Annotated in this window: 22 protein-coding genes; 11 read left to right on the top strand and 11 right to left on the bottom strand. The window is 68.2% G+C overall.

Going from position 1 to position 24,120, the window contains the following annotated elements:
* The 5 genes from AC07SQ_RS10620 to hppD form a co-directional block, all read right to left on the bottom strand.
* Positions 1–794: MBL fold metallo-hydrolase (locus AC07SQ_RS10620; RefSeq protein ID WP_495273647.1), on the bottom strand; the 794-nt coding region annotated here is incomplete at its 3' end.
* The gene (locus AC07SQ_RS10615; RefSeq protein WP_495273646.1) at positions 787–2,478 is read right to left on the bottom strand and encodes an AMP-binding protein; all 1,692 of its coding nucleotides are present in this window, start codon (positions 2,476–2,478) and stop codon (positions 787–789) included. The genes AC07SQ_RS10620 and AC07SQ_RS10615, both read right to left, overlap by 8 nt.
* A 127-nt stretch (positions 2,479–2,605) precedes the next feature.
* Positions 2,606–3,478: a phenylalanine 4-monooxygenase gene (phhA, locus tag AC07SQ_RS10610; protein ID WP_495273645.1), complete on the bottom strand. Its 873-nt coding sequence runs from the start codon at positions 3,476–3,478 to the stop codon at positions 2,606–2,608.
* Positions 3,479–3,498: 20 nt separating this feature from the next.
* The gene (locus AC07SQ_RS10605; RefSeq protein ID WP_495273644.1) at positions 3,499–4,311 is read right to left on the bottom strand and encodes a transporter substrate-binding domain-containing protein; all 813 of its coding nucleotides are present in this window, start codon (positions 4,309–4,311) and stop codon (positions 3,499–3,501) included.
* A 29-nt stretch (positions 4,312–4,340) separates the two neighbouring features.
* Entirely contained in the window at positions 4,341–5,468 is a 1,128-nt protein-coding gene (gene hppD / locus AC07SQ_RS10600) for a 4-hydroxyphenylpyruvate dioxygenase (protein WP_062482244.1), read from the bottom strand.
* A gap of 156 nt (positions 5,469–5,624) precedes the next feature.
* On the opposite strand from hppD, the gene AC07SQ_RS10595 reads away from it, so the two are divergent.
* The 6 genes from AC07SQ_RS10595 (at position 5,625) to AC07SQ_RS10570 (ending at position 11,999) form a co-directional block, all read left to right on the top strand.
* Positions 5,625–6,098 (top strand): Lrp/AsnC family transcriptional regulator, encoded by a 474-nt coding sequence (locus AC07SQ_RS10595; RefSeq protein ID WP_070062947.1) that lies wholly within the window; start codon positions 5,625–5,627, stop codon positions 6,096–6,098.
* A gap of 109 nt (positions 6,099–6,207) precedes the next feature.
* Positions 6,208–6,936, top strand: coding sequence for a GNAT family N-acetyltransferase (locus AC07SQ_RS10590; protein ID WP_062482250.1), 729 nt, complete (start codon positions 6,208–6,210; stop codon positions 6,934–6,936).
* A gap of 90 nt (positions 6,937–7,026) precedes the next feature.
* A complete protein-coding gene (locus AC07SQ_RS10585; RefSeq protein WP_495263199.1) occupies positions 7,027–7,905 on the top strand; it encodes a CorC family transporter in 879 nt (292 codons plus the stop codon).
* Positions 7,905–9,533, top strand: coding sequence for an apolipoprotein N-acyltransferase (lnt, locus tag AC07SQ_RS10580; protein ID WP_495273643.1), 1,629 nt, complete (start codon positions 7,905–7,907; stop codon positions 9,531–9,533). Before AC07SQ_RS10585 ends, lnt begins: the two co-directional genes overlap by 1 nt.
* Positions 9,534–9,569: 36 nt before the next feature.
* On the top strand, positions 9,570–10,817 hold the full coding sequence (gene chrA, locus AC07SQ_RS10575; protein ID WP_495273642.1) for a chromate efflux transporter: 1,248 nt from the start codon (positions 9,570–9,572) through the stop codon (positions 10,815–10,817).
* Between the two features lie 111 nt (positions 10,818–10,928).
* A complete protein-coding gene (locus AC07SQ_RS10570; RefSeq protein WP_492687423.1) occupies positions 10,929–11,999 on the top strand; it encodes an asparaginase in 1,071 nt (356 codons plus the stop codon).
* A gap of 7 nt (positions 12,000–12,006) precedes the next feature.
* On the opposite strand, the gene AC07SQ_RS10565 is transcribed toward AC07SQ_RS10570, so the two are convergent.
* Genes AC07SQ_RS10565 through AC07SQ_RS10555 form a run of 3 tightly spaced genes read right to left on the bottom strand, consistent with a single transcriptional unit; the run spans position 12,007 to position 14,647 of the window.
* The gene (locus AC07SQ_RS10565) at positions 12,007–12,801 is read right to left on the bottom strand and encodes a phosphatase PAP2 family protein (RefSeq protein WP_495273641.1); all 795 of its coding nucleotides are present in this window, start codon (positions 12,799–12,801) and stop codon (positions 12,007–12,009) included.
* A gap of 53 nt (positions 12,802–12,854) precedes the next feature.
* Positions 12,855–13,682, bottom strand: coding sequence for a metallophosphoesterase family protein (locus AC07SQ_RS10560; protein ID WP_495273640.1), 828 nt, complete (start codon positions 13,680–13,682; stop codon positions 12,855–12,857).
* The gene (locus AC07SQ_RS10555) at positions 13,679–14,647 is read right to left on the bottom strand and encodes a diacylglycerol/lipid kinase family protein (protein WP_495273639.1); all 969 of its coding nucleotides are present in this window, start codon (positions 14,645–14,647) and stop codon (positions 13,679–13,681) included. Before AC07SQ_RS10555 ends, AC07SQ_RS10560 begins: the two co-directional genes overlap by 4 nt.
* Positions 14,648–14,874: 227 nt before the next feature.
* Here AC07SQ_RS10555 and glyQ point away from each other — a divergent pair, with 227 nt between their 5' ends.
* The 5 genes from glyQ to AC07SQ_RS10530 are packed head-to-tail and all read left to right on the top strand — an operon-like array spanning position 14,875 to position 20,321.
* Entirely contained in the window at positions 14,875–15,783 is a 909-nt protein-coding gene (gene glyQ, locus AC07SQ_RS10550) for a glycine--tRNA ligase subunit alpha (protein WP_062481784.1), read from the top strand.
* 15 nt (positions 15,784–15,798) lie between these two features.
* A complete protein-coding gene (gene glyS, locus AC07SQ_RS10545; RefSeq protein WP_095947895.1) occupies positions 15,799–17,934 on the top strand; it encodes a glycine--tRNA ligase subunit beta in 2,136 nt (711 codons plus the stop codon).
* Positions 17,935–17,971: 37 nt separating this feature from the next.
* Complete coding sequence (gene gmhB, locus AC07SQ_RS10540; RefSeq protein WP_070062939.1) at positions 17,972–18,550, top strand: D-glycero-beta-D-manno-heptose 1,7-bisphosphate 7-phosphatase; 579 nt, start codon at positions 17,972–17,974, stop codon at positions 18,548–18,550.
* On the top strand, positions 18,550–19,329 hold the full coding sequence (locus AC07SQ_RS10535; RefSeq protein WP_095746939.1) for a lysophospholipid acyltransferase family protein: 780 nt from the start codon (positions 18,550–18,552) through the stop codon (positions 19,327–19,329). Before gmhB ends, AC07SQ_RS10535 begins: the two co-directional genes overlap by 1 nt.
* A gap of 50 nt (positions 19,330–19,379) precedes the next feature.
* Entirely contained in the window at positions 19,380–20,321 is a 942-nt protein-coding gene (locus tag AC07SQ_RS10530; protein WP_495313007.1) for a M48 family metallopeptidase, read from the top strand.
* 688 nt (positions 20,322–21,009) lie between these two features.
* Here the strand turns inward: AC07SQ_RS10530 and AC07SQ_RS10525 are convergent.
* The 3 genes from AC07SQ_RS10525 to AC07SQ_RS10515 all read right to left on the bottom strand — a co-directional run bounded on the left by AC07SQ_RS10525 (position 21,010) and on the right by AC07SQ_RS10515 (position 24,117).
* Positions 21,010–21,780 (bottom strand): SDR family oxidoreductase, encoded by a 771-nt coding sequence (locus tag AC07SQ_RS10525; RefSeq protein ID WP_062478757.1) that lies wholly within the window; start codon positions 21,778–21,780, stop codon positions 21,010–21,012.
* Between the two features lie 88 nt (positions 21,781–21,868).
* Entirely contained in the window at positions 21,869–22,801 is a 933-nt protein-coding gene (locus AC07SQ_RS10520; RefSeq protein WP_495271919.1) for a pseudouridine synthase, read from the bottom strand.
* The gene (locus tag AC07SQ_RS10515) at positions 22,798–24,117 is read right to left on the bottom strand and encodes a leucine-rich repeat-containing protein kinase family protein (RefSeq protein WP_495271920.1); all 1,320 of its coding nucleotides are present in this window, start codon (positions 24,115–24,117) and stop codon (positions 22,798–22,800) included. Before AC07SQ_RS10515 ends, AC07SQ_RS10520 begins: the two co-directional genes overlap by 4 nt.
* Between the last annotated feature and the right edge of the window lie 3 nt (positions 24,118–24,120).

Below are 24,120 nucleotides of genomic sequence, written 5' to 3'. Positions count from 1 at the left end.
CACTCAGCGTGCGACACCGCATGCAATTCCAGAAGCTTGAACTTCATCAGCACCTTCATCGCGTGACGCGCGTGCTTTACAGGATCGCGCTCCAAGCCAGCTAAACGCTTGCGCGCCGTATGCAACGCGCGCTCGACATCGGTGAAGACGCCACCATGCCCCGGGATCACCTGCCGCGGCGCCAACTTCTCGATCAAATCGAGCGTTGCCGCAATGTCCCCGAACGAGGGCTCACCCATCAGCTCCGGAAAGGCGATGCCAAACCCGTTCTCCCAGAGCGCGTCCGCTGAAATCAGAGTCCGCGACACCGGGTCGAATAGGATCACCGAGTGCGGATCGTGACCTGGAGCCCCATGCACTTGCCACGCGCTGTCTCCCAGCAGGCATTCAGTGCCTGGCTCGAGCAGTCCAGTGAAGCCAAAGCGCGGGCAACTCTGCCCCGTCGCAAGAAAACTCAGACCCTGCGCATCCCATCGTTCAACCAGCGCCGCCTCTCCAGGCGGGATGTCCGTCCGCAGCGATGGATAACGCTGCTGCAACGCCGCGTTCCCCCCGCAGTGATCGCTGTGCAGATGTGTGTTCAGCACCCGATCGAGTGGACGTTTGCCCAACACCGACTCCACCAGGGCCAGCGTCTGATCGGCATGCGTGGCATAGCCGGTGTCGACCAGCGCCGTTTCCTCGGCTCCGACGAAGAGGATGTTGTTCGAAGACAGCCAGCCCCGCTCGAACACGACGACATTCGCTGGCAGCCCGGCGCTGGCTTCCCAGTGGCGCCCCACGCGCTCAGGCACCGGTGCTGGTGCGCAGCTCGCGCCGCAGGATCTTCCCCACGTTGGTCTTGGGCAGCGACTCGCGGAACTCGATGTGTTTCGGCCGCTTGTAGCCGGTGAGCTGTCCGTTGCAGTACTGGAGCACGGCGTCTTCCGTCAGCGTCGGGTCCTTGCGGACCACGAAGACCTTGATGGCTTCGCCCTGCTTCTCGTCTGGCACGCCGACGGCCGCACATTCGACAACCCCCGGACACAGCGAGATCACGTTCTCCAACTCGTTGGGGAACACGTTGAAGCCGCTCACGAGGATCATGTCCTTCTTGCGGTCGACGATCCGGCTGTAGCCGTCTTCCTGCATCACGGCGATGTCGCCGGTGCGCATGAAGCCGTCGGCCGTGAAGGCTGCGGCCGTCTCGACGGGCTGGTTGTAATAGCCGGTCATCACGTTCGGCCCCTTGATGCACAGCTCGCCCGCCTGTCCGATCGGCAGTGATTGGCCTTCATCGTCCTTGATCGCGATCTCAATGCTCGGCAACGGCAGGCCGATGGTGCCCGTGAACTTCGTGTTCGACACCGGGTTGTTGGTGCCGATCGCGCAGGTCTCGCTCATGCCCCAGCCTTCGATCATCGGGCAGCCGGTGGCTTCGAACCACTTGCGCGCCGTGCCTTCGGAGGCAGCCATGCCACCGGCCTGCGAGACGAACAGCGTGGAGAAGTCGACTGTCTTGAACTCCGGGTGCATCAGCAGCGCATTGAACAGGGTGTTCACGGCCGGCAGCATGTGGAAGGGCCGCTTCTTCAGCACCGCGACGAACTTGTTGAAGTCGCGCGGGTTCGGAATCAGCGTCATGTGTGAGCCCTGGCGGATCACCAGCAGGCACAGCGTCAGCGCGAAGATGTGATACAGCGGCAGCGCGGCGATGCTGTTGACCTTCGCCAGGTCGCCGGCCCGCGCCAGTGCGGGCGTGAACCAGGCTTCAGCCTGCAGCGTGGCGGCCACGATGTTGCGGTGGGTCAGCACCGCGCCCTTCGACAAACCGGTGGTGCCACCCGTGTACTGCAGGAAGGCGATCGAATCGAGCGTGCTCTGGTCGGGCCCGAGCGTGCGTCCGCGGCCTTCGGCAATCGCCTGCTTGAACGGCGTGACCGTGCGGCCGTCGCTCAGCGGCAGCTTGTAGGGCGGCACCATCTTGGCCAGGTGGCGCACGGCCACCGTGATCCAGGCGCCGTACAGCCCGCCGAGCAGGTCGCCCATCGCGGTCATCACCACGTGCTTGACGGGCGTGCGCTCGATCACCTGTTCGAGCGTGGCGGCAAAGTTCTCGAGGATGACGATGGCGGTGGCGCCGGAGTCCTTGAGCTGGTGCTCCAACTCGCGCGCCGTGTACAGCGGATTGACGTTGACGCAGGTGTAGCCCGCGCGCAGCACGGCGCACATCGTGACCGCGAACTGCGGCACGTTGGGCAGCATGATCGCCACCCGCGCACCGGGCGCGAGGCCCTGCGATTGCAGCCAGGCACCCATCGCCTTCGAGAGCGTGTCGAGCTCGCCGTACGACATCCAGCGCTCCATGCAGACCGAGAACGGACGGTCCTTGTAGCGGCCGAAGGCCTCGTCGAACATGTGAGGCAGGGAGCGGTACTGCTCCGGATGAATCTCGTGCGGCACGCCGGCCGGGTAGTTCTGTCGCGCGGATGTCTGCATGCAAGCTCCTTTGGCGCGGATTGTGGGAGCCAATGCCTCCCACCCGCCAGCGGGCTTGTCCTAGGGGCGCTTGCCCGGTGTCGCGCAGGCGATAGCCGCCGTGCGCGCTCGGGTCACTGCAATGCGATCAGGCGTTGCCGGATTCGCCCGGCAGCAGCACGCCGGCCGGGATGTCGGGCTCGACCTCGAGCGCGCGGTACAGCGGCGTGAAGTCGGGGGCCGTGAGATCGAAGAGCTGCGCGAAGTTCTCGATCACGAAGTAGTTGGCCTGGTAGGTGTCGATCTTGTATTGCGTGCGCATGGTGCGCAGCAGGTCGAGCGGGAGGCGGTGCGGCTTGGGGCTGCGCACCGCGTGCTGCAGCTCGCCGACCGAACTCAGGATGCCGGCGCCGTAGGCGCGCAGGCCCTCGGGCTGGCGGATCAGGCCGAACTCGACCGTGTACCAGTACAGCCGCGCCAGCTTCTCGCCCGCGCCCAGCTCGTGCGCCTTGATGCCGCCCTGGCCGTAGCGCTGCACGTAGTCGGCGAAGGTGGGGTCGAACAGCATCGGCACGTGGCCGAACAGGTCGTGGAACACGTCGGGCTCGACGATGTAGTCGAACTCTTCGGGCTTGCGGATCCAGTCGGTCACCGGGAACTTGCGGTTCGCCAGCAGCGTGAAGAAGGGCAGCTCGGGAATCAGCCCCGGCACCGCGACGATCTCCCAGCCGGTGGCGCGGTGCAGGCGCTCGTTGAGTTCCTCGAAGCGCGGGATGCGGTCCTTCACGCCGAGCAGCGGCAGCGACTTGATGAAAGCATCGCAGGCCAGGCCCGTCAGCTGCGCGGCCTGGCGTTCGTACAGCCGCTTGTAGGTGTCGTGGTCGGCCGCCGTGTAGCTGGCCCAGTCCTGCGGGCAGGTGTAGTCGGCTTGCACCGAACCGCCGCGCGAGTAGTCGCCGCGCGGCGGGCGATCGGAGGCGCCATAGACGGCGGGAGTGACAACGGCGGCGGGGGAATCCATGGGGCGTTCGGTTTCTCGGGTTACTTGAGCCAGCGGTCCATCACGCGCTGGAAGTCGCCGCCGGCTTGCTGCAGGTGCAGCCATTGGTCGACATACGATTTGAAAGCCACGTCGTCGCGCGGCAGCATCCAGGCCATCTCGCCGTACTGCAGCGGCTTGTCGGGGTTCACGGCGCACAGCCCGGGCTTGAGCTTCTGCTGCGTGATGGCCTCGGCCGATTCGGTGACGAACACGTCGGCGCGGTTGGCCAGGATCTCGTCGAAGATCGTGACGTTCTCGCCGTGCAGCGTGAGCCTGGCCTGCTTGAAGTGGGTACGGGCGAAGCGTTCGTTGCTGCCGCCCGGGTTGAAGATCACGCGGGTCGACGGCTGGTCGATGGCCGCCACGCTCTGGTACTTGGCCACGTCGGCGCAGCGCGCGATGGGCGTCTTGCCGTTGACCATGTAGGGCGTGCTGAAGAAGGCACGCTTCTGGCGGTCGGTGGTCACCGACACGCCGCCCACGGCGATGTCGCACTTGCCCGCGGCCAGGTCGGGCAGCAGGTTGGCCCACGTCGTCTTGACCCATTCGGGCTTGGCGCCGAGGCTGGCGCTGAAGCCGGCCATCAGGTCGACGTCGATGCCTTCGAACGAGGCGTCGGCCTTCTGGAAGCTGAAGGGCCGGTAGTCGCCCGGCGTGCAGATGCGCAGCACCGCCGCCTTCTGCACCGTGTCCAGGTGCGAGGCACCCGGGCCGGCCGCGGGCGGCGCCGAAGCGCAGCCCGAGAGCACGACAGCAGCGGCAACTGCCGCGACGAAGGAAGTGACGACAGTCGAAGAAGACGCGTGGCGCATGCCGGGCTCCAGGGCAGTGGTGAAGCGCCTTATTTTGCGGCGCTCAGCACGCCCCGGCGCATCTGGTCGAGCTCGATGCTCTCGAACAGCGCCTTGAAGTTGCCGTTGCCGAAGCCGTCGTCGCCCTTGCGCTGGATGAACTCGAAGAAGATCGGGCCCAGCTGGTTCTCGCTGAAGATCTGCAGCAGCAGTGCGTCCTTCTTGCCGTCGATCAGGATCTTGCGGCTCTTCAGCTCAGCCACGCTTTCGCCGTGGCCGGGAATGCGCTTGTCGATCAGCTCGTAGTAGGTGTCGATGGTGTCCAGCAGCGTCACGCCGTTGGCGCGCAGCGCGTCGACGCTCTCGTACAGGTTGTCCGAACCCATGGCGATGTGCTGGATGCCCTCGCCCTTGTACATGTCCAGGTACTCCTGGATCTGGCCGGCCTGTTCCTTGCCTTCTTCGTTGATCGGGATGCGGATCTTGCCGCAGGGGCTGGTCATGGCCTTGCTCTTCACGCCCGTCACCTGGCCTTCGATGTCGAAGTACTTCACTTCGCGGAAGTTGAAGAGCTTCTCGTAGAAATTGGCCCACACGTCCATGCGGCCGCGGTACACGTTGTGCGTCAGGTGGTCGATGTAGGTCAGGCCGTTGCCCTTGCGCGCGAGCGCGTCCTGCGACGACACGCCCGGCAGCGCCTCGAAGTCCACGTCGTAGAAGCCGATGTTGCCGATGTCGCCCGGCTGCGCGCCGTTCTTGCCGGGCCAGCGGTCCACCAGGTAGATCAGGCTGTCGCCGATGCCCTTGATGGCGGGAATGTTCAGCTCGCCCGGGCCGGCCTTGTCGGCGAAGCCCCAGGCGCCCAGCGCGGTGGCGCGCTCGTAGGCCTGCTTGGCGTCCTGCACGCGGAAGGCGATGGCGCACACGCTCGGGCCGTGCTCGCGCGCAAAGCGCTGGGCGAACGAATCGGGTTCGGCGTTCAGGATGAAGTTGATCGTGCCCTGGCGGTACAGCAGCACGTTCTTGTGGCGGTGCTTGGCGATGGCCACGAAGCCCATGCGCTCGAACACCTTGCCCATCGCGACCGGATCGGGTGCCGCGTACTCGATGAATTCGAAGCCATCGGTGCCCATCGGGTTCTCCCAGGGCGTGAAGGCGGGGGCGTCGGCGTGGCTCATGGGTGCTGTCTCCGGAAAGTGGGGAAGTTGTGCAGAAAGGAAAACAAAGGCTCGGATTCGGGCCGTGCTGCACTGTAGGTCGGAAGGCGTTCAGGTTTTCTGCGTTTCTGGGCGCCCTGGGTGGCCATGACGCAGTAAAACTGCAAAAATGAGGAAATGGAAGCACTCGACAAGATAGATCGGCTCATTTTGCGCATGCTGCAAGCAGATGGCCGTGCCACCTACGACCAGATCGCGGAGCAGGTCAGCCTGTCGCCCAGCGCCGTGCTGCGGCGGGTCAAGCGGCTCGAAGAGCACAAGGTCATCGACCGCTACGTGGCCCTGGTCCAGCCCGAGGCGGTCGGCCTGGGCCTCACGGCCTACCTGAACGTGCGGCTCGAAAAGCACACCGAAAGCCACAAGCGCAACCCCATGGACCTGTTCCGCGCCAGCGTGCAGACCTGGCCCGAGGTGGTCGAGTGCGCGGCCCTCACCGGCGACATGGACTACCTGTTGCGCGTGGTGGTGGCCGACATGGCGCACTACAGCCGCTTCATCATGGACACCCTGCTGAAGCACCCCAGCGTCGAAGACTGCAAGACCAGCTTCGTGCTCGATCGTGTCAAAGCCACAACATCTGTGCCCGTTTAACCACAAATTGGTTGCGGAAACACCACGCACTCTGGTATCGAGTCACGAATGCGTCCAGAAAGTGTCCTTGCGGGCTTGGTGATTAAGGGAAAACCCTTACATTGGAGCCATGCTTACCGCCAAGACCCTCCTCAAAGCGTCTCTCGGCCTCGGCTCTTTCCTGAAGGCGCCGATGGTTGAGGCGCAACCGCGCGCCGTCAGCGCGCCCCCACCCGTCATGGTGCCGATCCGTTCGATCGGCCCGCGCGAACGCGAACGCATCGCGCGCCACCTGCTGGACCTGACGCCGCACGACCGCTACCTGCGCTTCGGCTATGCCGCGGCCGACGAGCAGGTCCTGCGCTATGTCGAAGGCCTGGACTTCGACCGTGACGAACTGTTCGGCATCTACAACCGCCGCCTCGACCTGATCGCGATGGCGCACGTGGCCTACGCACCCGGCGACCAGCACAGCGACTGCGCCGAATTCGGCGTGTCCGTGTCGTCGCACGCCCGCGGCCGCGGTTATGGTGCGCGCCTGTTCGAACGCGCCGTGGTTGCTGCGCGCAACGAAGGCGTGGGCATGCTCTTCATCCATGCGCTGAGCGAAAACGCGGCCATGCTCAAGATCGCCCGCAACGCCGGCGCCACCGTGGTGCGCAGCGGCTCCGAGTCGGAGGCGCACCTGCAGCTGCCCACCGCCACCTTCGACAGCCGCATGAGCGAGATCGCGCTGGAGCACTACGCCGCGGTCGATTTCGCGCTCAAGAGCCGCGCCAAGCAGTTCTGGGCCTTCCTGGCGAGCCTGCAGGAAGTGCGCAGCGGCATGCGCGACGCAAGAAGCAAATCGGCGCCCTGAGCGGGCAGGGCCGGCCTATGCCGGCCGGACGGTAGAGCCTGTCATGCGCAATCCGTTATCCTTGTCTCTCTTCAACTCCGCCCTCCCGCAGTGGCCGACCCTCACCCTGAACGCGCTCCCGTTGAACGGGAAGACAAGCGTGGCTTTCTCCAGAAGCTCGCCGAATTCATCCACCCCGGCCCCGATTCGCGCGACGAGCTGATCGAAACCCTCGCCGATGCCGAGGACAACGAGGTGATCGGCGCCGAATCGCGCGTGATGCTCGAAGGCGTGCTGCGCATGGCCGACATGACGGCCGGTGACGTGATGGTCGCGGCGCCGCGCATGGACCTCGTGGACATCGACGCGCCCTTCGACGCGCTGCTGCACGCCGTGATCCAGACCGCGCACTCGCGCTTTCCGGTCTACGAGGGCGAAAAAGAAAACATCATCGGCATCCTGCTCGCGAAGGACCTGCTCAAGCTGCAGCGCGCGCCGGGCCTGAACATCCGCGCCTTGCTGCGCCCGGCCACCTTCGTGCCCGAGAGCAAGGGCCTGAACGACCTGCTGCGCGAGTTCCGCGGCAACCGCAACCACCTGGCCATCGTCATCGACGAGTTCGGCCGCGTAGCCGGCCTCATCACCATCGAGGACGTGCTCGAGCAGATCGTCGGCGAGATCGAGGACGAGTTCGACATCGCCGAGGACGAGGGCGACATCTTCGGCCTGGCCGACCACACCTACCGCGTCTCGGGCGACACGCCCATCGAGCGCGTGGCCGAGGCCTTCGGCATCGTCTTCAATGAAGAACAGCTGAGCGAAGACTTCGACACCATCGGCGGACTCATCGCGCACGAGATGGGCCACGTGCCCAAGCGCGGCGAGCACCACGCCATCGGCGGCTTCGACTTCGTGGTGCTGCACACCAAGGGCGGCGCGGTGCGCTGGTTCCGGGTGTCGCCGGCGCGCGGCGGCGACGCGGCCGACTGATGCCGGCGCCCGCAGCAGCGGCCCCGGCCCGCGTCTCGCCCACCTCTCCCCCTTCCTCCGCCGCCTCCGGGCTGCTTCGCCTGCTCGGCTTCGGCCTGGCGGGCGTGGCGCAGGCCCTGTCCATCGCCTGGCCGGGCGACGGCCGTCCGCTGTGGTGGCTGCAGCTGCTGTCGCTGGCGGGGCTGGTCTGGCTGCTCGACGGCCTGCGCGCCCAAGGCGCGGGCTGGCGCCGCGCCGGCCTGCACGGCTGGGTGTTCGCGACCGCCTGGCTCACCGGCAGCTTCTGGTGGCTCTTCATCTCGATGCACACCTACGGCGGGCTGCCGGCGCCGCTGGCGGTGATCGCCGTGCTCGCGCTGGCGGCGGCGCTCGGGCTCTACTACGCCGTGGCCTGCGCCTGGTTCGTGGTGCGCGGGCCGGCAGGGCGCATCGCGGGCGCCTTCGTGTTCGCCGCGCTGTGGACGCTGGCCGAGCTCGTGCGCGGCAGCTGGTTCACCGGCTTTCCCTGGGGCGCAGGTGGCTACGCCCATGTCGACGGCCCGCTGGCCGCGCTGGCGCCGTGGGTCGGCGTGTACGGCATCGGCGCCGCCGCGGCACTGGCCGTGGCGCTGGTCGCGCGGCGGCTGCCGCTGCGTGGCGTGGTGCCGACGGCGCTGGCCGCGATGCTGCTCGCCGCGGTTTTCGTGCTGCCCAACGTTGTCTCGCCGCTGCCTGCCGATGCGCGCGGCGCGCAGGGCACTGCCGGCACGCTGCAGGTCGCACTGCTGCAGGGCAACATCCCGCAGGACGAGAAATTCATTCCCGGCGGCGGCATCGAAACCGCGCTGCGCTGGTACGCCGAACAGCTGCGCGACGCCAAGGCCCAACTCGTGGTCACGCCCGAAACGGCGCTGCCGCTGCTGCCGCGCCAGCTGCCCGCCGGCTACCTCGACAGCATCCAGGAACGCTACGGCCAGCCGGGCTCGCAGCAGGCCGCCATCGTCGGCCTGCCGCTCGGCGACGGGCCGGGCACCTACCGCAACGCCGTGCTCGGCTTCATGCCCGGTGGCGCGGCGCAGCCCTACGCTTACAGCAAGCACCACCTCGTGCCCTTCGGCGAGTTCATTCCGCCGGGCTTTCGCTGGTTCATCCGCATGATGAGCATCCCGCTGGGCGACTTCGAGCGCGGCGGGCTGGCACAGGCGCCCTTCGTCTGGCAGGGCCAGCGCATCGCGCCCAACATCTGCTACGAAGACCTGTTCGGCGACGAGATCGGCGCGAACTTCCGCGACGAGGCCACGGCACCGACCGTCCTGCTCAACGTCAGCAACATCGCCTGGTTCGGCGACTCGGTCGCCATCGACCAGCACCTGGCCATCTCGCGCATGCGCGCGCTCGAGTTCGCGCGGCCGATGGTGCGCGCCACCAACACCGGCGCGACCGTGGTGATCGACGCCGCGGGCCGCGTCACGCACCAGCTGCCGCGCCTCACGCGCGGCGTGCTCGAAGCGCCGGTCGAGGGTCGGCGCGGGCTCACGCCCTTCGCGCGCTGGGTCGCACCCTTCGGCCTGTGGCCGCTGTGGATCGCGGCGCTCGCGATCGTCGCACTGGGCGCGGTCTTCTTCCGGCCCGGGCGCACCCGGGGCTGAGGCGTACCGGCGGATGCAAATTCGACGTCGTCGTCCATGAAGCACCACCACCGCCCCAAGCCCGCCGCGCCATCCGTGGTCGATGGCACAGGCGACCTTCGCGCCAGGGGCTCGGTGCTCGAAGTCTTTCTCGCTTTCCTGAAGCTCGGCCTGACCTCCTTCGGCGGACCGGTGGCGCACCTGGGCTACTTCCGCACGGAGTTCGTGGAGCGCCGCAAGTGGCTCGACGACAAGCGCTATTCCGACCTCGTGGCGCTGTGCCAGTTCCTGCCCGGTCCCGCGAGCAGCCAGGTCGGCATCGCCCTGGGGCTCGGCCGCGCGGGCTGGGGCGGGGCGCTGGCGGCGTGGCTCGGGTTCACGCTGCCGTCCGCCGTGGCGCTCATCCTCTTTGCGGCCGGCGTCACGCACTGGGCGGGGCTGGCGCAATCGGGCGCGGTGCACGGGCTGAAGGTCGTCGCGGTGGCCGTCGTCGCGCAGGCGGTGTGGGGCATGGCGAAGTCGCTGTGCCCCGACCGGCTGCGTGCGGGCGTCGCCATCGCCGCGGCGCTGCTGGTGCTCGCGGTGCCTTCGGCCATGGGGCAGATCGCCGCCATCGTCGCCGGGGGCGTCGTCGGCCGATGGGCGCTGCCGCCCGGCCATCTTCCCGCCGCGCAGCACCGCGACCATGGCGTGAGCAGGGCGACCGGCGCCGCGCTGCTGGGCCTGTTCGCCGCGCTGCTCGTCGCCCTGCCGATGCTGGCCGCGGCGACGGATTGGCCGCCGCTGTCCGTCATCGCGTCCTTCTACCGGTCGGGCGCGCTGGTGTTTGGCGGGGGCCACGTCGTGCTGCCCTTGCTGCAGGCGGGCGTGGTGCCGACAGGCCTGGTCTCGAACGACGTGTTCCTGGCGGGCTACGGCGCAGCGCAGGCCGTGCCGGGGCCCCTGTTCACCTTCGCGGCCTTCCTCGGCGCCGCGATGCCGGGGCCGTTCGGCGGATGGGTGGGTGGCTTGGCGCTGCTGCTGGCCATCTTCCTGCCGGCCTTCCTGCTCGTGGCGGGTGCGCTGCCGTTCTGGGAGACGCTGCGCCAGCGCGACGGCGTCCAGCGCGCGATGGCGGGTGTCAACGCGGCGGTCGTCGGCGTGCTGCTCGCCGCGCTCTATGACCCGGTGTGGACGAGCGCCATCCACTCGAAGGCCGACTTCGGGCTGGCGCTGGCGGCGTTCGGCTTGCTGGTCTACGCGCGCCTGTCGCCGGTGTGGGTCGTCGGGCTGGCGGCGGTGGCGGGCTGGCTGCTGGCCCTCTAAGGCCGGCGCATGACCGCATGCCATGCCGGCATGCAGCGGCATGGCATGCGGGCATGGTTCATGTATCTTCCTCGCCGCCTCGAGAAATCATCCTCAAACCAAGGAGCCCGTATGTACTTTTCTACCCATTTCCGTGCCTTTGCGGCCGGTGCCGCACTGCTCGCGGCCAGCGCGCTCGCGCAGGCCCAGCAGGCGCTGCCCAACGTGGTGATCCTGGCGACCGGCGGCACCATCGCCGGTGCCGGCGCGTCGGCCGTCAACAGCGCCACCTACGCGGCCGCCAAGGTCGGCGTTGAGAAGCTGATCGCCGGCCTGCCCGAGCTTTCCAAGGTCGCCAACGTGCGTGGTGAGCAGGTGTTCCAGGTGGCTTCCGAAAGCCTCACCAACGACAACCTGATGACGCTGGCCAAGCGCGTCTCGGCGCTGTCCAAGCAGTCGGACGTGGACGGCATCGTGATCACCCACGGCACCGACACGCTGGAAGAGACCGCCTACTTCCTGACGCTCACCGTGCACACCAACAAGCCGATCGTCGTGGTCGGCTCGATGCGCCCGGGCACGGCCCTGTCGGCCGACGGCGCGCTCAACCTGTACGACGCGGTGAACGTGGCGGGCAGCAAGGACGCGATGGGCAAGGGCGTGCTCGTGACGATGGGCGACAACATCGACACCGGCCGCGACGTGAGCAAGAACGTCAACATCAAGACCAGCGCGTTCTCCAGCCAGTGGGGCCCGCTGGGCATGATCGTCGAGGGCAAGAACTACTGGTTCCGCGCGCCGGTCAAGCGCCACACCACGAACTCGGAATTCAACATCGACACCATCACCGCGCTGCCGCCGGTCGAGATCGCGATGGGCTACGAAGGCGTGTCGTCGGTGGCCATCGACGCGATCGCCAAGAGCGGCGCCAAGGCGCTGATCCACGGCGGCACGGGCAACGGCTCGGTGGCCGACCGCATCGTGCCGAACCTGCAGAAGGCACGCACCGACGGCGTGATCGTCATCCGCAGCTCGCGCGTGCCCGACGGCTTCGTGATCCGCAATGCCGAGCAGCCCGACGACAAGTACGACTGGGTGGTGGCGCACGACCTGCGCCCGCAGAAGGCGCGCATCCTGGCGATGGTGGCCTTGACCAAGACCAACAACACCAAAGAGCTTCAGCGCATCTTCTGGGAATACTGATCGACGGTCAGCGCGCGGTGCGGCGCTTGCGGTGCCGCGCGTATTCCAGGCTGCTCACGCACACCAGCAGCCAGCCCAGGCCGGTCAGCAGGCCGGCCGCGACATCGCTCGCGAAGTGCACCTGCAGGAAGATCCGGCTGCAGGCGATGGTGACGATGGCCGCCACCGCGGCCATGGCGGCCGGCACATGCCAGCGCGCCGGCAGCAGCCGCAGCGCCAGGTACAGCAGCATCCCGTAGCTCACGATCGCGCCCGCGCTGTGGCCGCTGGGAAAGCTGAAGCTCGTTTCCAGCGCCAGCCCGTGGTCATGCACCGGCCGGGCCCGCGCAAAGATGTGCTTGAGCGCGGGGTTCAGCACCACGATGCCGCCGAGCGCGGTCACCCAGCCGAGCGCCAGCCCGCGGTGCGCGTGGCGCCAGAGCAGCAGCGCGACCACAAGGCACACAGGCGCGAGCAGTTGCGCATCGCCCAGATGCGTGAGCCAGCTGAAACTCACGAGCGCGCCCCACGGCACGTGGGCGCCGATGGCGTCGGCCAGCGCCTGGTCGGCGCGGCCCATGGTGCGGCCGTCGCCCAGGTGCGAGGCGATCCACGCGACCAGCACCGCCGCTGCAAGGATCAGCACGAAGCCCAGGCCCAGTCCGAGCGCCAGGCGCGATTCGTCAGGCTCGCCGGTGTCGGGCAGCGGATGGCGCCGTTGCAGCATCCGGCAGGCGAGGCCGGCGCCGAGCACCGACACGGTCAGCGCGAGCGCGAACCAGGCCAGGGCGTGTTCGCCCAGCTGTTGTGCAAGAAGAACCAAGGGGGCTGAAGAAGAAAGAAGAAGGGTGTCCGCAGGAGGCATGCGGCGCAACCCTAAGGGGCCGTCGCGCGGCTGGCAAGCGGAAGCCGCAATAGGTCGACGCGCGTGAAGGCTTTGTCTGCCGCCGAATGGTCCCAGCGCTCGACCACGCACACGCGCTGCGCGCCGTCGCCGGACGTCTCCGCGCGCAGCACGTTCACCGAGTTCGGCGCGTCCCAGCGCACGCGCGTCGACACCGCGGTGCCGGCCTGCACCGCCCAGGCCGTGGGCGGGCAGCCCGGAAAGCGCTCGTCCAGCGGGCGCACGAAGGGCAGGTGGATGTGACCGCCGACGATCAGGTCGGCGCCCGCCGCCGTCCAGCGCGCCACCGCCGCCGCGCGCCCGTGCAGTCGGTTCTGCCGGTCTTCGGGCCGCGTCACCAGCACCGGCTGGTGCGTCACGACCACGCGCACCTGCCGGGGCGTGGCGCTTGCCAGCCGCGCCGCGACGCGCTCGACCTGCGCGGGCGACACCTCGCCGTCCTCGTGCCGGTACCAGCGCGTCGTGTTGACCGTGACCACCAGCCAGTCGTCGCAGGCGAACACCGGCTCCAGGTCGGGGCCGAAGGCTTCTGTGTAGCGGCCGTAGGGCGAGAACACGCGCGCCGCCAGCTGGAACAGCGGGATGTCGTGGTTGCCCGGAATCGCGACCACCGGCACCGCCAGCCGGTCGGCGAAGGCCCGCGCCGCCGCGAACTGGCGGCGCGTGGCGCGCTGCGTGATGTCGCCCGACAGCAGCACCGCCTGCGGCGCCAGCGCGTGCGCCAGGCGTTCGAGCGCCTGCAGCACCTCGGGCTGCTCGGTGCCGAAGTGCGGGTCGGACACTTGCAGCAGGCAGCTCATGGCCGTGCCGCCTCCAGTTCGGGCGCGCTGTCGGGCCGCACCAGCCACAGCGGGTCGGGCGCCACGCGGAACAGCAGGGGCATGTCGACCCAGTCGATCTCGCCGTCGGTGGCGATCTTCACGCGGCGCGGCGTGCGCAGCCGGCCGGCCTTCACCGTCATCGACTCGAAGGGAAAGCTCAGCACCTCGTCGGCATCGCCCAGCCGCCCGAGCGCGCCGCGCACCAGCAGCCTCGGCATCGCCAGCAGGCCGACCGGCTTGAGCGCCACCGCAGTCAGCCGGCCCTGCTCGGGCGCCTCGGCGTGGTCGACGCCCGCCTGCATCAGCTGCAACGGGTTGTTGCCCACGAACAGCGTGGGCGTGCGGATGTCGCGCTCGTGGCCGTGCGAGGCGATGCGCAGCTGCCAGTGGCGATGGCGCCCGCGCAGCACCGTCAGCAGGCCCGAGTAGAAGGCGATCCACCGGTGGCGGCCGAAGCGTGCCTTGTGGCTCTCGCGCTCTTCCAGCAGGTCGGCATACAGGCCCATGCTGGCGTTGACCAGGAACACGCGGTCGTTCACCAGCCCCACCTGCACGGCCCGGGGCTGCTGCGCGAGCAGCACCTGCAGCGCCTGCGCCGTGTCGCGCGGGATGCCGTGGGTGCGGCTGAAGTAGTTGAAGGTGCCCTGCGGCAGCACGCCGAAAGGGCAGCCGCTGCCCAGCGTGGCCTGGGCCACGGCGTTGATGGTGCCGTCGCCGCCCGCGGCCACCACCACGCCGCCCACGGCCCGGGCCCGTTCGACCGCCTCGCGCGCCAGCGCCTGCACGCGGCCGGGGCCGTCCACGAGGAACACGCGGTGCCGGCGGCCGTCCGCGGCAAAGGCGTCGTCGATGACCTGCCGGGCCTGCGCGGCGTCTTCGCTGCCGGAGCCGGCATTGAGCACGATGAAAAACGGGGTGTCGGGGCCGATGTGGGGCGATGCCATGCAGTGAGAGAGGGGGAAAGCGCAGGAAAGTGCCGAAAGCGGCGGGAAACGCAAAAAAGCGTGCGGGGCCGGGCTTTGTCCCACAGCCGCGCGGGCTGTCGCGGCAGCCGGCATCCCGAGCGGCTGTGGGAGAGATGCCCTCCCGCGAACGTAAAATCGTCGCCTTTCGCGGCGTGTGCCGCGCCACCGTCCCGTCCAATGTCCGGCCCCCGACGCCGGCCAGCTTCATGTTGACCTTCCAGCAAATCATTCTCAAACTGCAGTCGTACTGGGCCGACAAGGGCTGTGCGCTGCTGCAACCGTACGACATGGAAGTGGGCGCGGGCACCTCGCACACCGCCACCTTCCTGCGCGCGCTCGGCCCCGAGCCCTGGAAGGCCGCCTACGTGCAGCCCAGCCGCCGCCCCAAGGACGGCCGCTACGGCGAGAACCCCAACCGCCTGCAGCACTACTACCAGTACCAGGTCGTGCTCAAGCCCGCGCCCAGCAACATCCTCGAGCTCTACCTCGGCAGCCTCGAGGCCCTGGGCTTCGACCTGAAGAAGAACGACATCCGCTTCGTCGAGGACGACTGGGAGAACCCCACGCTCGGCGCCTGGGGCCTGGGCTGGGAGGTCTGGCTCAACGGCATGGAAGTGACGCAGTTCACCTACTTCCAGCAGGTCGGCGGCATCGACTGCAAGCCCATCACCGGCGAGATCACCTACGGCCTGGAGCGCCTGGCCATGTACCTGCAGGGCGTGGACAACGTCTATAACCTGACGTGGACCGACGGCCTGAGCTACGGCGACGTCTACAAGCAGAACGAGGTCGAGCAGTCGACCTACAACTTCGAGCACAGCGACGCCGAGTTCCTCTTCACCGCCTTCGCCGCGCACGAGAAGCAGGCCAAGCACCTCATGACCGAGCAGCTCGCGCTGCCGGCCTACGAGCAGGTGCTCAAGGCTGCCCACAGCTTCAACCTGCTGGACGCGCGCGGTGCGATCAGCGTGACCGAGCGCGCGGCCTACATCGGCCGCATCCGCAACCTCGCGCGCAGCGTGGCGCAGAGCTACTACGACAGCCGCGAGCGCCTGGGCTTCCCGATGGCCCCGCGCGAGTGGGTGGCGCAGATGCCCCCGAAGAAAGCCGCCTGAGCGATGACGACCCCCATGAACAACAAGAACTCCCTCCTGGTCGAACTGTTTGTCGAAGAGCTGCCGCCGAAGGCACTGAAGAAGCTCGGCGAGGCTTTTGCCGGCGTGCTGCGCGATCAGCTCGTGGCCCAAGGCCTGGCCGAAGCCGGCTCGGTGCTCACGCCGTATGCGTCGCCGCGCCGCCTGGCCGCGCACCTCACGCACGTGGCCGAGCGCGCCGCCGACAAGGCCGTGTCGCAAAAGCTCATGCCCGTGGCTGTGGGGCTCGACGCTTCGGGCCAACCGACGCCCGCGCTGCTCAAGCGCCTGGCCGCGCTCGGCGCCGATGCCTCGGCCGTGCCCGGCCTGAAGCGCGCCATGGACGGCAAGGCCGAAGCCCTGTTCTACGAAAGCACCGCCAAGGGCGCCACGCTGGCCGAAGGCCTGCAGAAGGCCCTGGCCGAAGCCATCGCCAAGCTGCCGATTCCGAAGGTCATGAGCTACCAGCTCGAAAGCGGCTGCGAACTGCCCGGCTGGAGCAGCGTGAGCTTCGTGCGCCCCGCGCACGGCCTGGTGGCGCTGCATGCCGACACCGTGGTGCCCATCGAGGCGCTGGGCCTGAAGGCCGGCCGCGAGACGCACGGCCACCGCTTCGAAGCGGCGGTCGACCCCGTCGTGCTGCGCGATGCCAACAGCTACGCCCTGCAGCTGCAGGACGACGGTGCCGTCATCGCCAGCTTTGAAGCGCGCCGCGCCGAAATCGCACGACAGCTCGCGGCCGCCGCTGTGACGGTGGGCGGCGGCTCCGTGCCGATCCACGACGACGCGCTGCTCGACGAAGTCACGGCGCTGGTCGAGCGCCCCAACGTGCTGGTCTGCAGCTTCGAGCGCGAGTTCCTCGAAGTGCCGCAGGAGTGCCTCATCCTCACGATGAAGGCCAACCAGAAGTATTTCCCGCTGCTCGACGCGCAAGCCAAGCTCACCAACAAGTTCCTTGTCGTCAGCAACATCAGCCCCGACGACGCGAGCGCCGTGACCGGCGGCAACGAGCGCGTCGTGCGCCCGCGCCTGGCCGACGCCAAGTTCTTCTTCGACCAGGACCGCAAGAAATCACTGGCCTCGCGCGTCGAGTCGCTGGGCAAGGTGGTCTATCACAACAAGCTCGGCACGCAGGGCGAACGCGTGCAGCGCGTGATGCACATCGCGCGCGGCATTGCCGAAAAGCTCGGCGACGCCACGCTGGCTGCGCAGGCGACCCAGGCCGCCCAACTGGCCAAGGCCGACCTCGTGACCGACATGGTCGGCGAGTTCCCCGAGCTGCAGGGCACGATGGGCCGCTACTACGCGCTGCACGACGGCCTCGACGCCGCAGTGGCCGACGCCATCGAAGACCACTACAAGCCGCGCTTCGCCGGCGACGAGCTGCCGCGCAACAGCGTGGGCCTCGTGGTCGCGCTGGCCGACAAGCTCGAGACGCTGGTCGGCATGTTCGGCATCGGCAACCTGCCCACCGGCGACCGCGACCCGTTCGCGCTGCGCCGCCACGCGCTGGGCGTGATCCGCATGCTGATCGAGAAAGACCTCGCGCTGGGGCTCGATGCCCTGCTGCAGGACGCCGCCGCGCAGTTCAGCGCCATCGACGGCTTCGACAGCAGCAAGGCCACGGTCGAGCTGCGCGACTTCATCCTCGACCGGCTCGCCGGCAGCCTGCGCGAGCAGGGCGCCAGTGCCCAGGAAGTCGACGCCGTGCTGGCCCCGCTGCCGCAGCGCCTGGGCGAAGTGCCCAAGCTGCTGGCGGCCGTGCGCGCCTTTGCCGCACTGCCCGCCGCCGCCGCACTGGCCGCCGCCAACAAGCGCATCGGCAACATCCTGAAGAAGGCGCCCGAGGCCGACGCGCACGTGAGCGAACTGCTGCTGCAGGAGCCGGCCGAGAAGGCGCTGCACGCCGCCATGGCGCAGGTCGTGCCCGCTGCCAACGCCCAGTTCGATGCGGGCGACTACACCGGCTCGCTGCAGACGCTCGCCGCGCTGCGCGAACCGGTCGATGCGTTCTTCACGGACGTGATGGTGAATGCCGAGCAGGCCGACCTGCGGCTGAACCGCCTGGGCCTGCTGATGTCGCTGCACAGCGCGATGAACCGCGTGGCGCAGCTCGAGCGGCTGGCTGTCTGACCCCGTGCCCCATCCCTCCACCAGGAGCGGTTCCGCCATGAAGCTCGTCATCCTCGACCGCAACGGCACGATCAACGTGCACCGCGAAGATTTCGTCAAGAGCGACATCGAGTGGACGCCGCTGCCCGGTGCGCTCGAGGCCGTGGCGCGCCTGAACCATGCGGGCTGGCACGTGGTGGTCGCGTCGAACCAGTCGGGCCTGGGCCGTGGGCTGTTCGACATGGCTTCGCTCAACGCCATGCACGCCAAGATGCACAAGATGCTCGCGGCCGTGGGCGGCAAGGTGGATGCGGTGTTCTATTGCCCGCACAGCCCCGACGAAGGCTGCGACTGCCGCAAGCCCAAGGAAGGGCTGTTCCTTCAGATCGGCGACCGCTTCGGCATCGACCTGAAGGGCGTGCCCACCGCGGGCGACAGCCTGCGCGACCTGCAGGCCGGCGCTGCGGCCGGCTGCGAACCGCACCTCCTGCTCACGGGCATGGGCGCGGCGTGCCGCGGGGTTCACCCGCTGCCTCCCGAATATCCGGCGGACACGAGGGTGCATGAAGACCTCGCCGCCTTTGTCGACTTTTTGCTCGCGCGCGAAGCGCGGGCTGCACTGCAGGTGGCTGTCTGATGGCGTTTATCCGTTCCGTTCTCCACGCCCTGTGGATGCTTGTCACCGTGGTGCCCTGGGGCATCATCATGTGCGTCAGCTCGCTCTGGAAGCGCGGCATTCCGCTGTACTGGATGGCCGAGCAATGGCTCAGCTGGGCCATCGGTGGCGCGCGCGTGCTGCTGGGCATCAAGACCCGCGTGACCGGCATGGAAAACCTGCCGACCGACCAACTCGCCGGCGCGGTGCTGCTGGTGAAGCACCAGTCCACGCTCGAGACTTTCCTCATGCCCACGCTGATGCCGCATCCGCTGGCCTTCGTTTTCAAGAAGGAACTGATCTACGTGCCGTTCTTCGGCTGGGCGATGGCGCGGTTGGACATGATCCACATCGACCGGAGCCAGCGCGCGCAGGCGTTCAACAAGGTGGTGAACCAGGGCCGCAAGCTGCTCGCGCAGGGCATCTGGATCATCATGTTCCCCGAAGGCACGCGCATTCCGCGTGGCCAGAAGGGCACCTACAAGAGCGGCGGCACGCGCCTGGCCTGCGAAACCGGCGTGCCCGTGATCCCGATCGCAGTCACCTCGGCCAAGGTCTGGCCGCGCAAGGCCTTCATCAAGCGCCCCGGCGTGGTCGACGTGTCGATCGGCCCGGCGATCTCGAGCGTGGGCCGCAAGCCCGATGAGCTGATGCGCGAAGTCGAAGCCTGGATCGAGGCCGAGATGCGCCGCCTCGACCCCGAGGCCTACAGCGACACCCCGGCGCAGCCGCAGCAGACGTTGCCGCGCGAAGCGGGCTGACGCGCCACCCTCGGACCGGGCCCGACATGCGGGGAATGCTGCAGTTCACGATGGACCTCTTCGAGGGGTTGGGGAGCACGCCGGCGCCTGCTGCTGCTCCGCCGCGGCGGCCGCGGAAGAAGGCGCCTGCGCCACCTGCTGCTCCCGTGCCGGTGGTGGCCGATGTGCCTTCATCCATCGGGCCGGTGGACCCGCGTCCTGCGGTGCCGTTGGCTGACACACTGACGCTGGCGAATTTCACACATCCGCAGGCCACGCGTGAAGTGGTGTTGGGGTCGGCGCGGGTGGCCTACGAGTTCAAGCGCGGGCAGCGCAAGACGATCGGTTTTCTGGTCGGCGCCGAAGGACTGTCGGTGCGGGCGCCGCGGTGGGTCACGCTGCGCGATGTCGATGCGGCGGTGCGGGAGAAGGCCGACTGGATTCTGCGCAAGCTGGCGGAGACGCAGCAACGCAATGCACGGGTCGAGGCGACGCGGATTGCTTGGGAAGATGGGGCGGAGTTTCCTTTTCTTGGCGAGCTGGTGGTGATCCGGCTCGATCCGAAGCACGGTTTCGCCAGCGTTGGCGGCACGCTCGACCCCGCTGTCGAAGGCGGCGGCCCGCGGACGCTGCGGCTGGCTGTGGCGCAGAACGCGGCGCCTTCGCAGATTCGGGATGCGGCGCAGGCCTGGTTGATGCGGCAGGCGCGCAAGCTGTTCATCGAGCGACTGGATCACTTTGCGCCGCTGCTGGGGGTGTCATGGCAGAAGCTGTCGCTCTCTAACGCGGCTACGCGGTGGGGGAGTGCGAGTGCGGATGGGTCGATTCGGTTGAACTGGCGGTTGATTCACTTTCGATTGCCGGTGATCGACTATGTCGTTGCGCATGAGTTGGCGCATCTGCGGGTGATGGATCACTCGCATCGGTTCTGGGAGACCGTTGAAAGCGTTGTGCCTGACTATGGGGTGCTGAGGCAGCAGTTGAAGGATGAGGCTGTGCCTCGGTGGGGCTGACTTTGTTTGTTTGCTTCCCGGGGCCGGGACTCGCCCCGGCGGGCGACTTACTTTCTTTTGCTTCGCCAAAAGAAAGTAAGCAAAGAAAAGGCGACCCCACTGTCTGCGACCCTTCGCTTCGCTACGGGCAACCTGCGGTGCTCACGTTTCGCGGGGTCTCGCAGAACTCGCTTCGCTCAAACAGCTGCGAGCCCTGATCCGCGAAACGCTGCGCTCCTCGGCGCAGCCAGAGGGGCTTTGATACCGGGCGGGCCGTCGCTTCGCTCGGCCCGGCAGTTGCCAACAGCCGAATCCCGTGTTCGTGCTCGTGTTGGTGCTCGTAAGCACATCTGCACCCGCGCGTGCGCTTGCGCTCATGTTCCAACCAACGCCGCGACCAATCCCAGCCGCAGCAGGCGCAAAGCGCCTGCTGCGGCCCACTGGCCGAGCGAAGCGATGGCCCGAGAGGTTCCCCAACCCCTTCTGTATGCGCCGAGGAGCGCAGCGTTTCGCGGATCAGGGCTCGCCCTTGTTTGAGCGAAGCGAGTTTGGGCGAGACCCCGCGAAACGTGAGCACCGCAGGTTGCCCGTAGCGAAGCGGAGGGGCGCAGACAGTAGGGTCGCCTTTCTTTTGCCTACGTTTCTTTGGCGAAGCAAAGAAAAGTAGGTCGGCCGCCGGGCCGAGACCCGGCCCCGGAACCCAAACGAATCAGCGCGCGTGCGTAACGCCCCCGTCCACCACCAGCGTAGACCCCATCACATAGTCCCCAGCCCGCGAAGCCAGGTAGATAGCGGCACCAGCCATATCTTCGGGAGTACCAATGCGCCCAGCAGGAATCCGTCCTTTGACCTCATCCCCGTGATCCCGCGCATCCTTGTTCATATCCGAAGCGAACGCTCCGGGAGCAATCGCACTGACCACGATCCGATCCTGCGCCAGCCGCAGCGCCATCCGCCGCGTCAACTGAATCAACCCCGCCTTGCTAGCCGCATAGGAGTACGTCTCCTGCGGATTCACAGAAATCCCGTCAATAGAAGCAATGTTGATCACCTTCGACAGATGATCCGTAGCCGCCTTCTTGAGCATCGGCGTCAGCGCCTTGGTCAGGAAGAAGGGCGTCTTCAAGTTCAGGTCGACGACCTTGTCCCAGCCACTCTCTGGAAACTCTTCATACGGCGCGCCCCAAGCAGCCCCCGCGTTGTTGACCAGGATATCGAGCGACCCTTCATGCTTCGCATAAGCATCGACCAGCGCCTGCGCCCCCTCCACAGTCGACACATCAGCAGGCAGTGACACGCAATGCCCAAAAGCCGACAGCTCCTTCGCCGTCTGATCGCAAGCCGCCGCCTTGCGCGCCGAGATGTACACGCGCGCGCCTTGCGCCAGGAAGCCCTCGGCAATCATGCGGCCGATGCCGCGCGAGCCGCCGGTGATCAAGGCGCTGCGGCCCTTCAGCGAGAAGAGTTGGGTGGTGTCCATGTGCGTTTGTCTCCTGAGTGGTGGAAGAGAGGAAGTTCAATTCCCGTCAGGAGAAAGCTTAGTCCGCGACGCGCCCGCGCCGCGTCACCTAGGCGGCAGCAGCAGAAGAAGCAGGCAGCGCCAGCCGGCGCGGGCTCTCGAAGGTGCGCAAGGCGCCGCTCAGCGGGTCGATGAACGCCAGCGACCGCGCCAGCAACTGCAGCGGCCTGTCGAAGTCGTCATTCCCCGCGGGCTGCAGCGTGGGATAGAACGGGTCGTTCACGATCGGCAAACCCAGCGCCTGGCAGTGCACGCGCAACTGGTGCTTGCGGCCGGTGACAGGCGAGAGTTCCAGCAGCGCATGGCCGTCGCGGGCCTCGCGCAGCACGATGCGGGTCTCGGAGTTCGGCTCGCCGGGCGCTTCGCGCATGCGCATGAAATGGTCGTCATCCACCAGCCGGCTGCGGTACACGGCGGGCACCGACGACACGCCCTCGTGCCACGGCACGACGGCCTCGTAGTGCTTGTCGATGCGCCGCTCGGGAAACATCGCCTGGTAGGCACCGCGCGTCTCGCGGCGCACCGAGAACAGCACCAGCCCCGAGGTGTTGCGGTCGATGCGGTGCAACGGCACGAGGTCGTCCAGGCCGAGCTTGCGCTTCAGGCGCACCAGCAGGCTCTGCTGCACGTACTTGCCGGTGGGCGTGACGGGCACGAAGGGCGGCTTGTCGACCACCACGAGGTCGTCGTCCTGGTGCAGCACCAACTCTTCGAAAGGGATGGGCGTCTCGGCGTCGAGCGCGCGGTAGTAGTACACGCGCAGCGGTGACTCGTAGCGCCGCGTGGCGGTGATGGGCACGCCGTGCTCGTCGCACACGTCGTTCGCTTCGATGCGCGAGAGCCAGGCCTCGCGCGAGATGGCGGGAAAGCGCTCGACGAGAAAGTCGGCGATGGTGGGCCAGGGGCCGTAAGGCAGCGAGACACAACTCGGGCTCACGCCGTCGCGCGTGGGCATCGGGACGGGGAAGCGGGGGCGCGTCATGGTACGGCGGCGTCCAGCACCGGCAGCACCTCGGCGAACGATGGCCGTGCCGCCACGTCGGCTTGCAGGCAGCGCGCCGCGAGCGTGGTCAAAGTCGAAGAAGAAACCGCATCGTCACAGCGCTCGGCCAGTTCTTCGAGCAGGCAACCGAAGGCGCGCATCTCCACGCCTTGCAGTGCCTTCGCGTGCGCGGGGTCGAGCGCGCCCGTCATCCAGGCCGCGCCGAAGTCGCCGAGCCGCCCGCCGTCCTGCGCGTGCCAGAGGATGTTGTGGGCGTACAGGTCGCCATGCAGCAGGCCGCGCGCATGCAGGTGCGCCATGGCCGCCGCGATGTCGCGCGCGATGCGCAGCGCGGTGCCGCTGGTCCAGCGTGCGTCGTCGGCATAGACATCGCGGGTGCACGAGGCCAGGCTCGGTGGCCCGGCCAGGGTGATGAACGACGGTGGCACCAGCGCCATCACCAGGCCCTCGGTGCCGTCGGGGTGGCCGTCGATGCGGCCTTGCGCGGCGATCAGCGTCGGGTGCGCGCCGGCCGCGATGCAGGCCGCCATCTCGCTGTGCGGCCAGCCGTCGCTGGTGACGGCGCCCTTGAACAGCTTGACGGCCACGGGCTGCGCGGCGCCATCGGGCGTGGCGAGTGTGGCGCGATGGATCACGCCCGAGGCGCCTTCACCGAGCTTCGGGCCGAGTGTCAGGTTGCGCCAGTCGACGTGCGGCACGGTGGGCGCGTCGATGGCGGCGTCTTCGGCCTGGGTGTCGAACGGGTTGCCCGCGCAGGCCAGCCAGGCCAGGCGCGGCAGGGTGTGCAGCCAGTCGGGCAGCGCCTCGAAGCGGTTGGCCGACAGGCGCAGCAGTTCGAGCTGCCGGCAGCGGGCCACCGACGGCGGCAGGGCGCGCAGGCGGTTGCCGGCCAGCATCAGCTTCTGCATGCGGGTGCAGTCGCCGAGGGTGTCGGGCAATGCTTCGAGCGCGTTGTCGGTCAGGATCAGCCAGCGCAGCGAGGGCGGCAGCGCCTCGGCGGGCACGTGGGCGATGCGGTTGGCCTTGAAGCCCACGATGTCGAGCTGGCGGCACTGGCCGATGGAGGCCGGCAGTTCGGTGAAGCGGTTGTCGGAGCCGAACAGCACGCGCAGCTTGTGCAGCCGGCCGAGGTCGTCCGGCAGCGCGCTGAGCGCATTGCCCGTGAGGTTCAGCGTTTCGAGGGTGTCGGCGAGCGCAAAAATCTCGCGCGGGAACTCGGTGAGTCCGCACGAGAGGTCCAGTCGTCGTGCGCCAGCCAGCCGGCCGGCGCGCAGCTCAGCCAGCGTGTTCGACATTGT

Source organism: Variovorax sp. GW821-FHT06D12, assembly GCF_059419205.1.
Note: the sequence above shows the minus strand (reverse complement) of the source record. Positions and strands in the feature narration are given on the sequence as shown.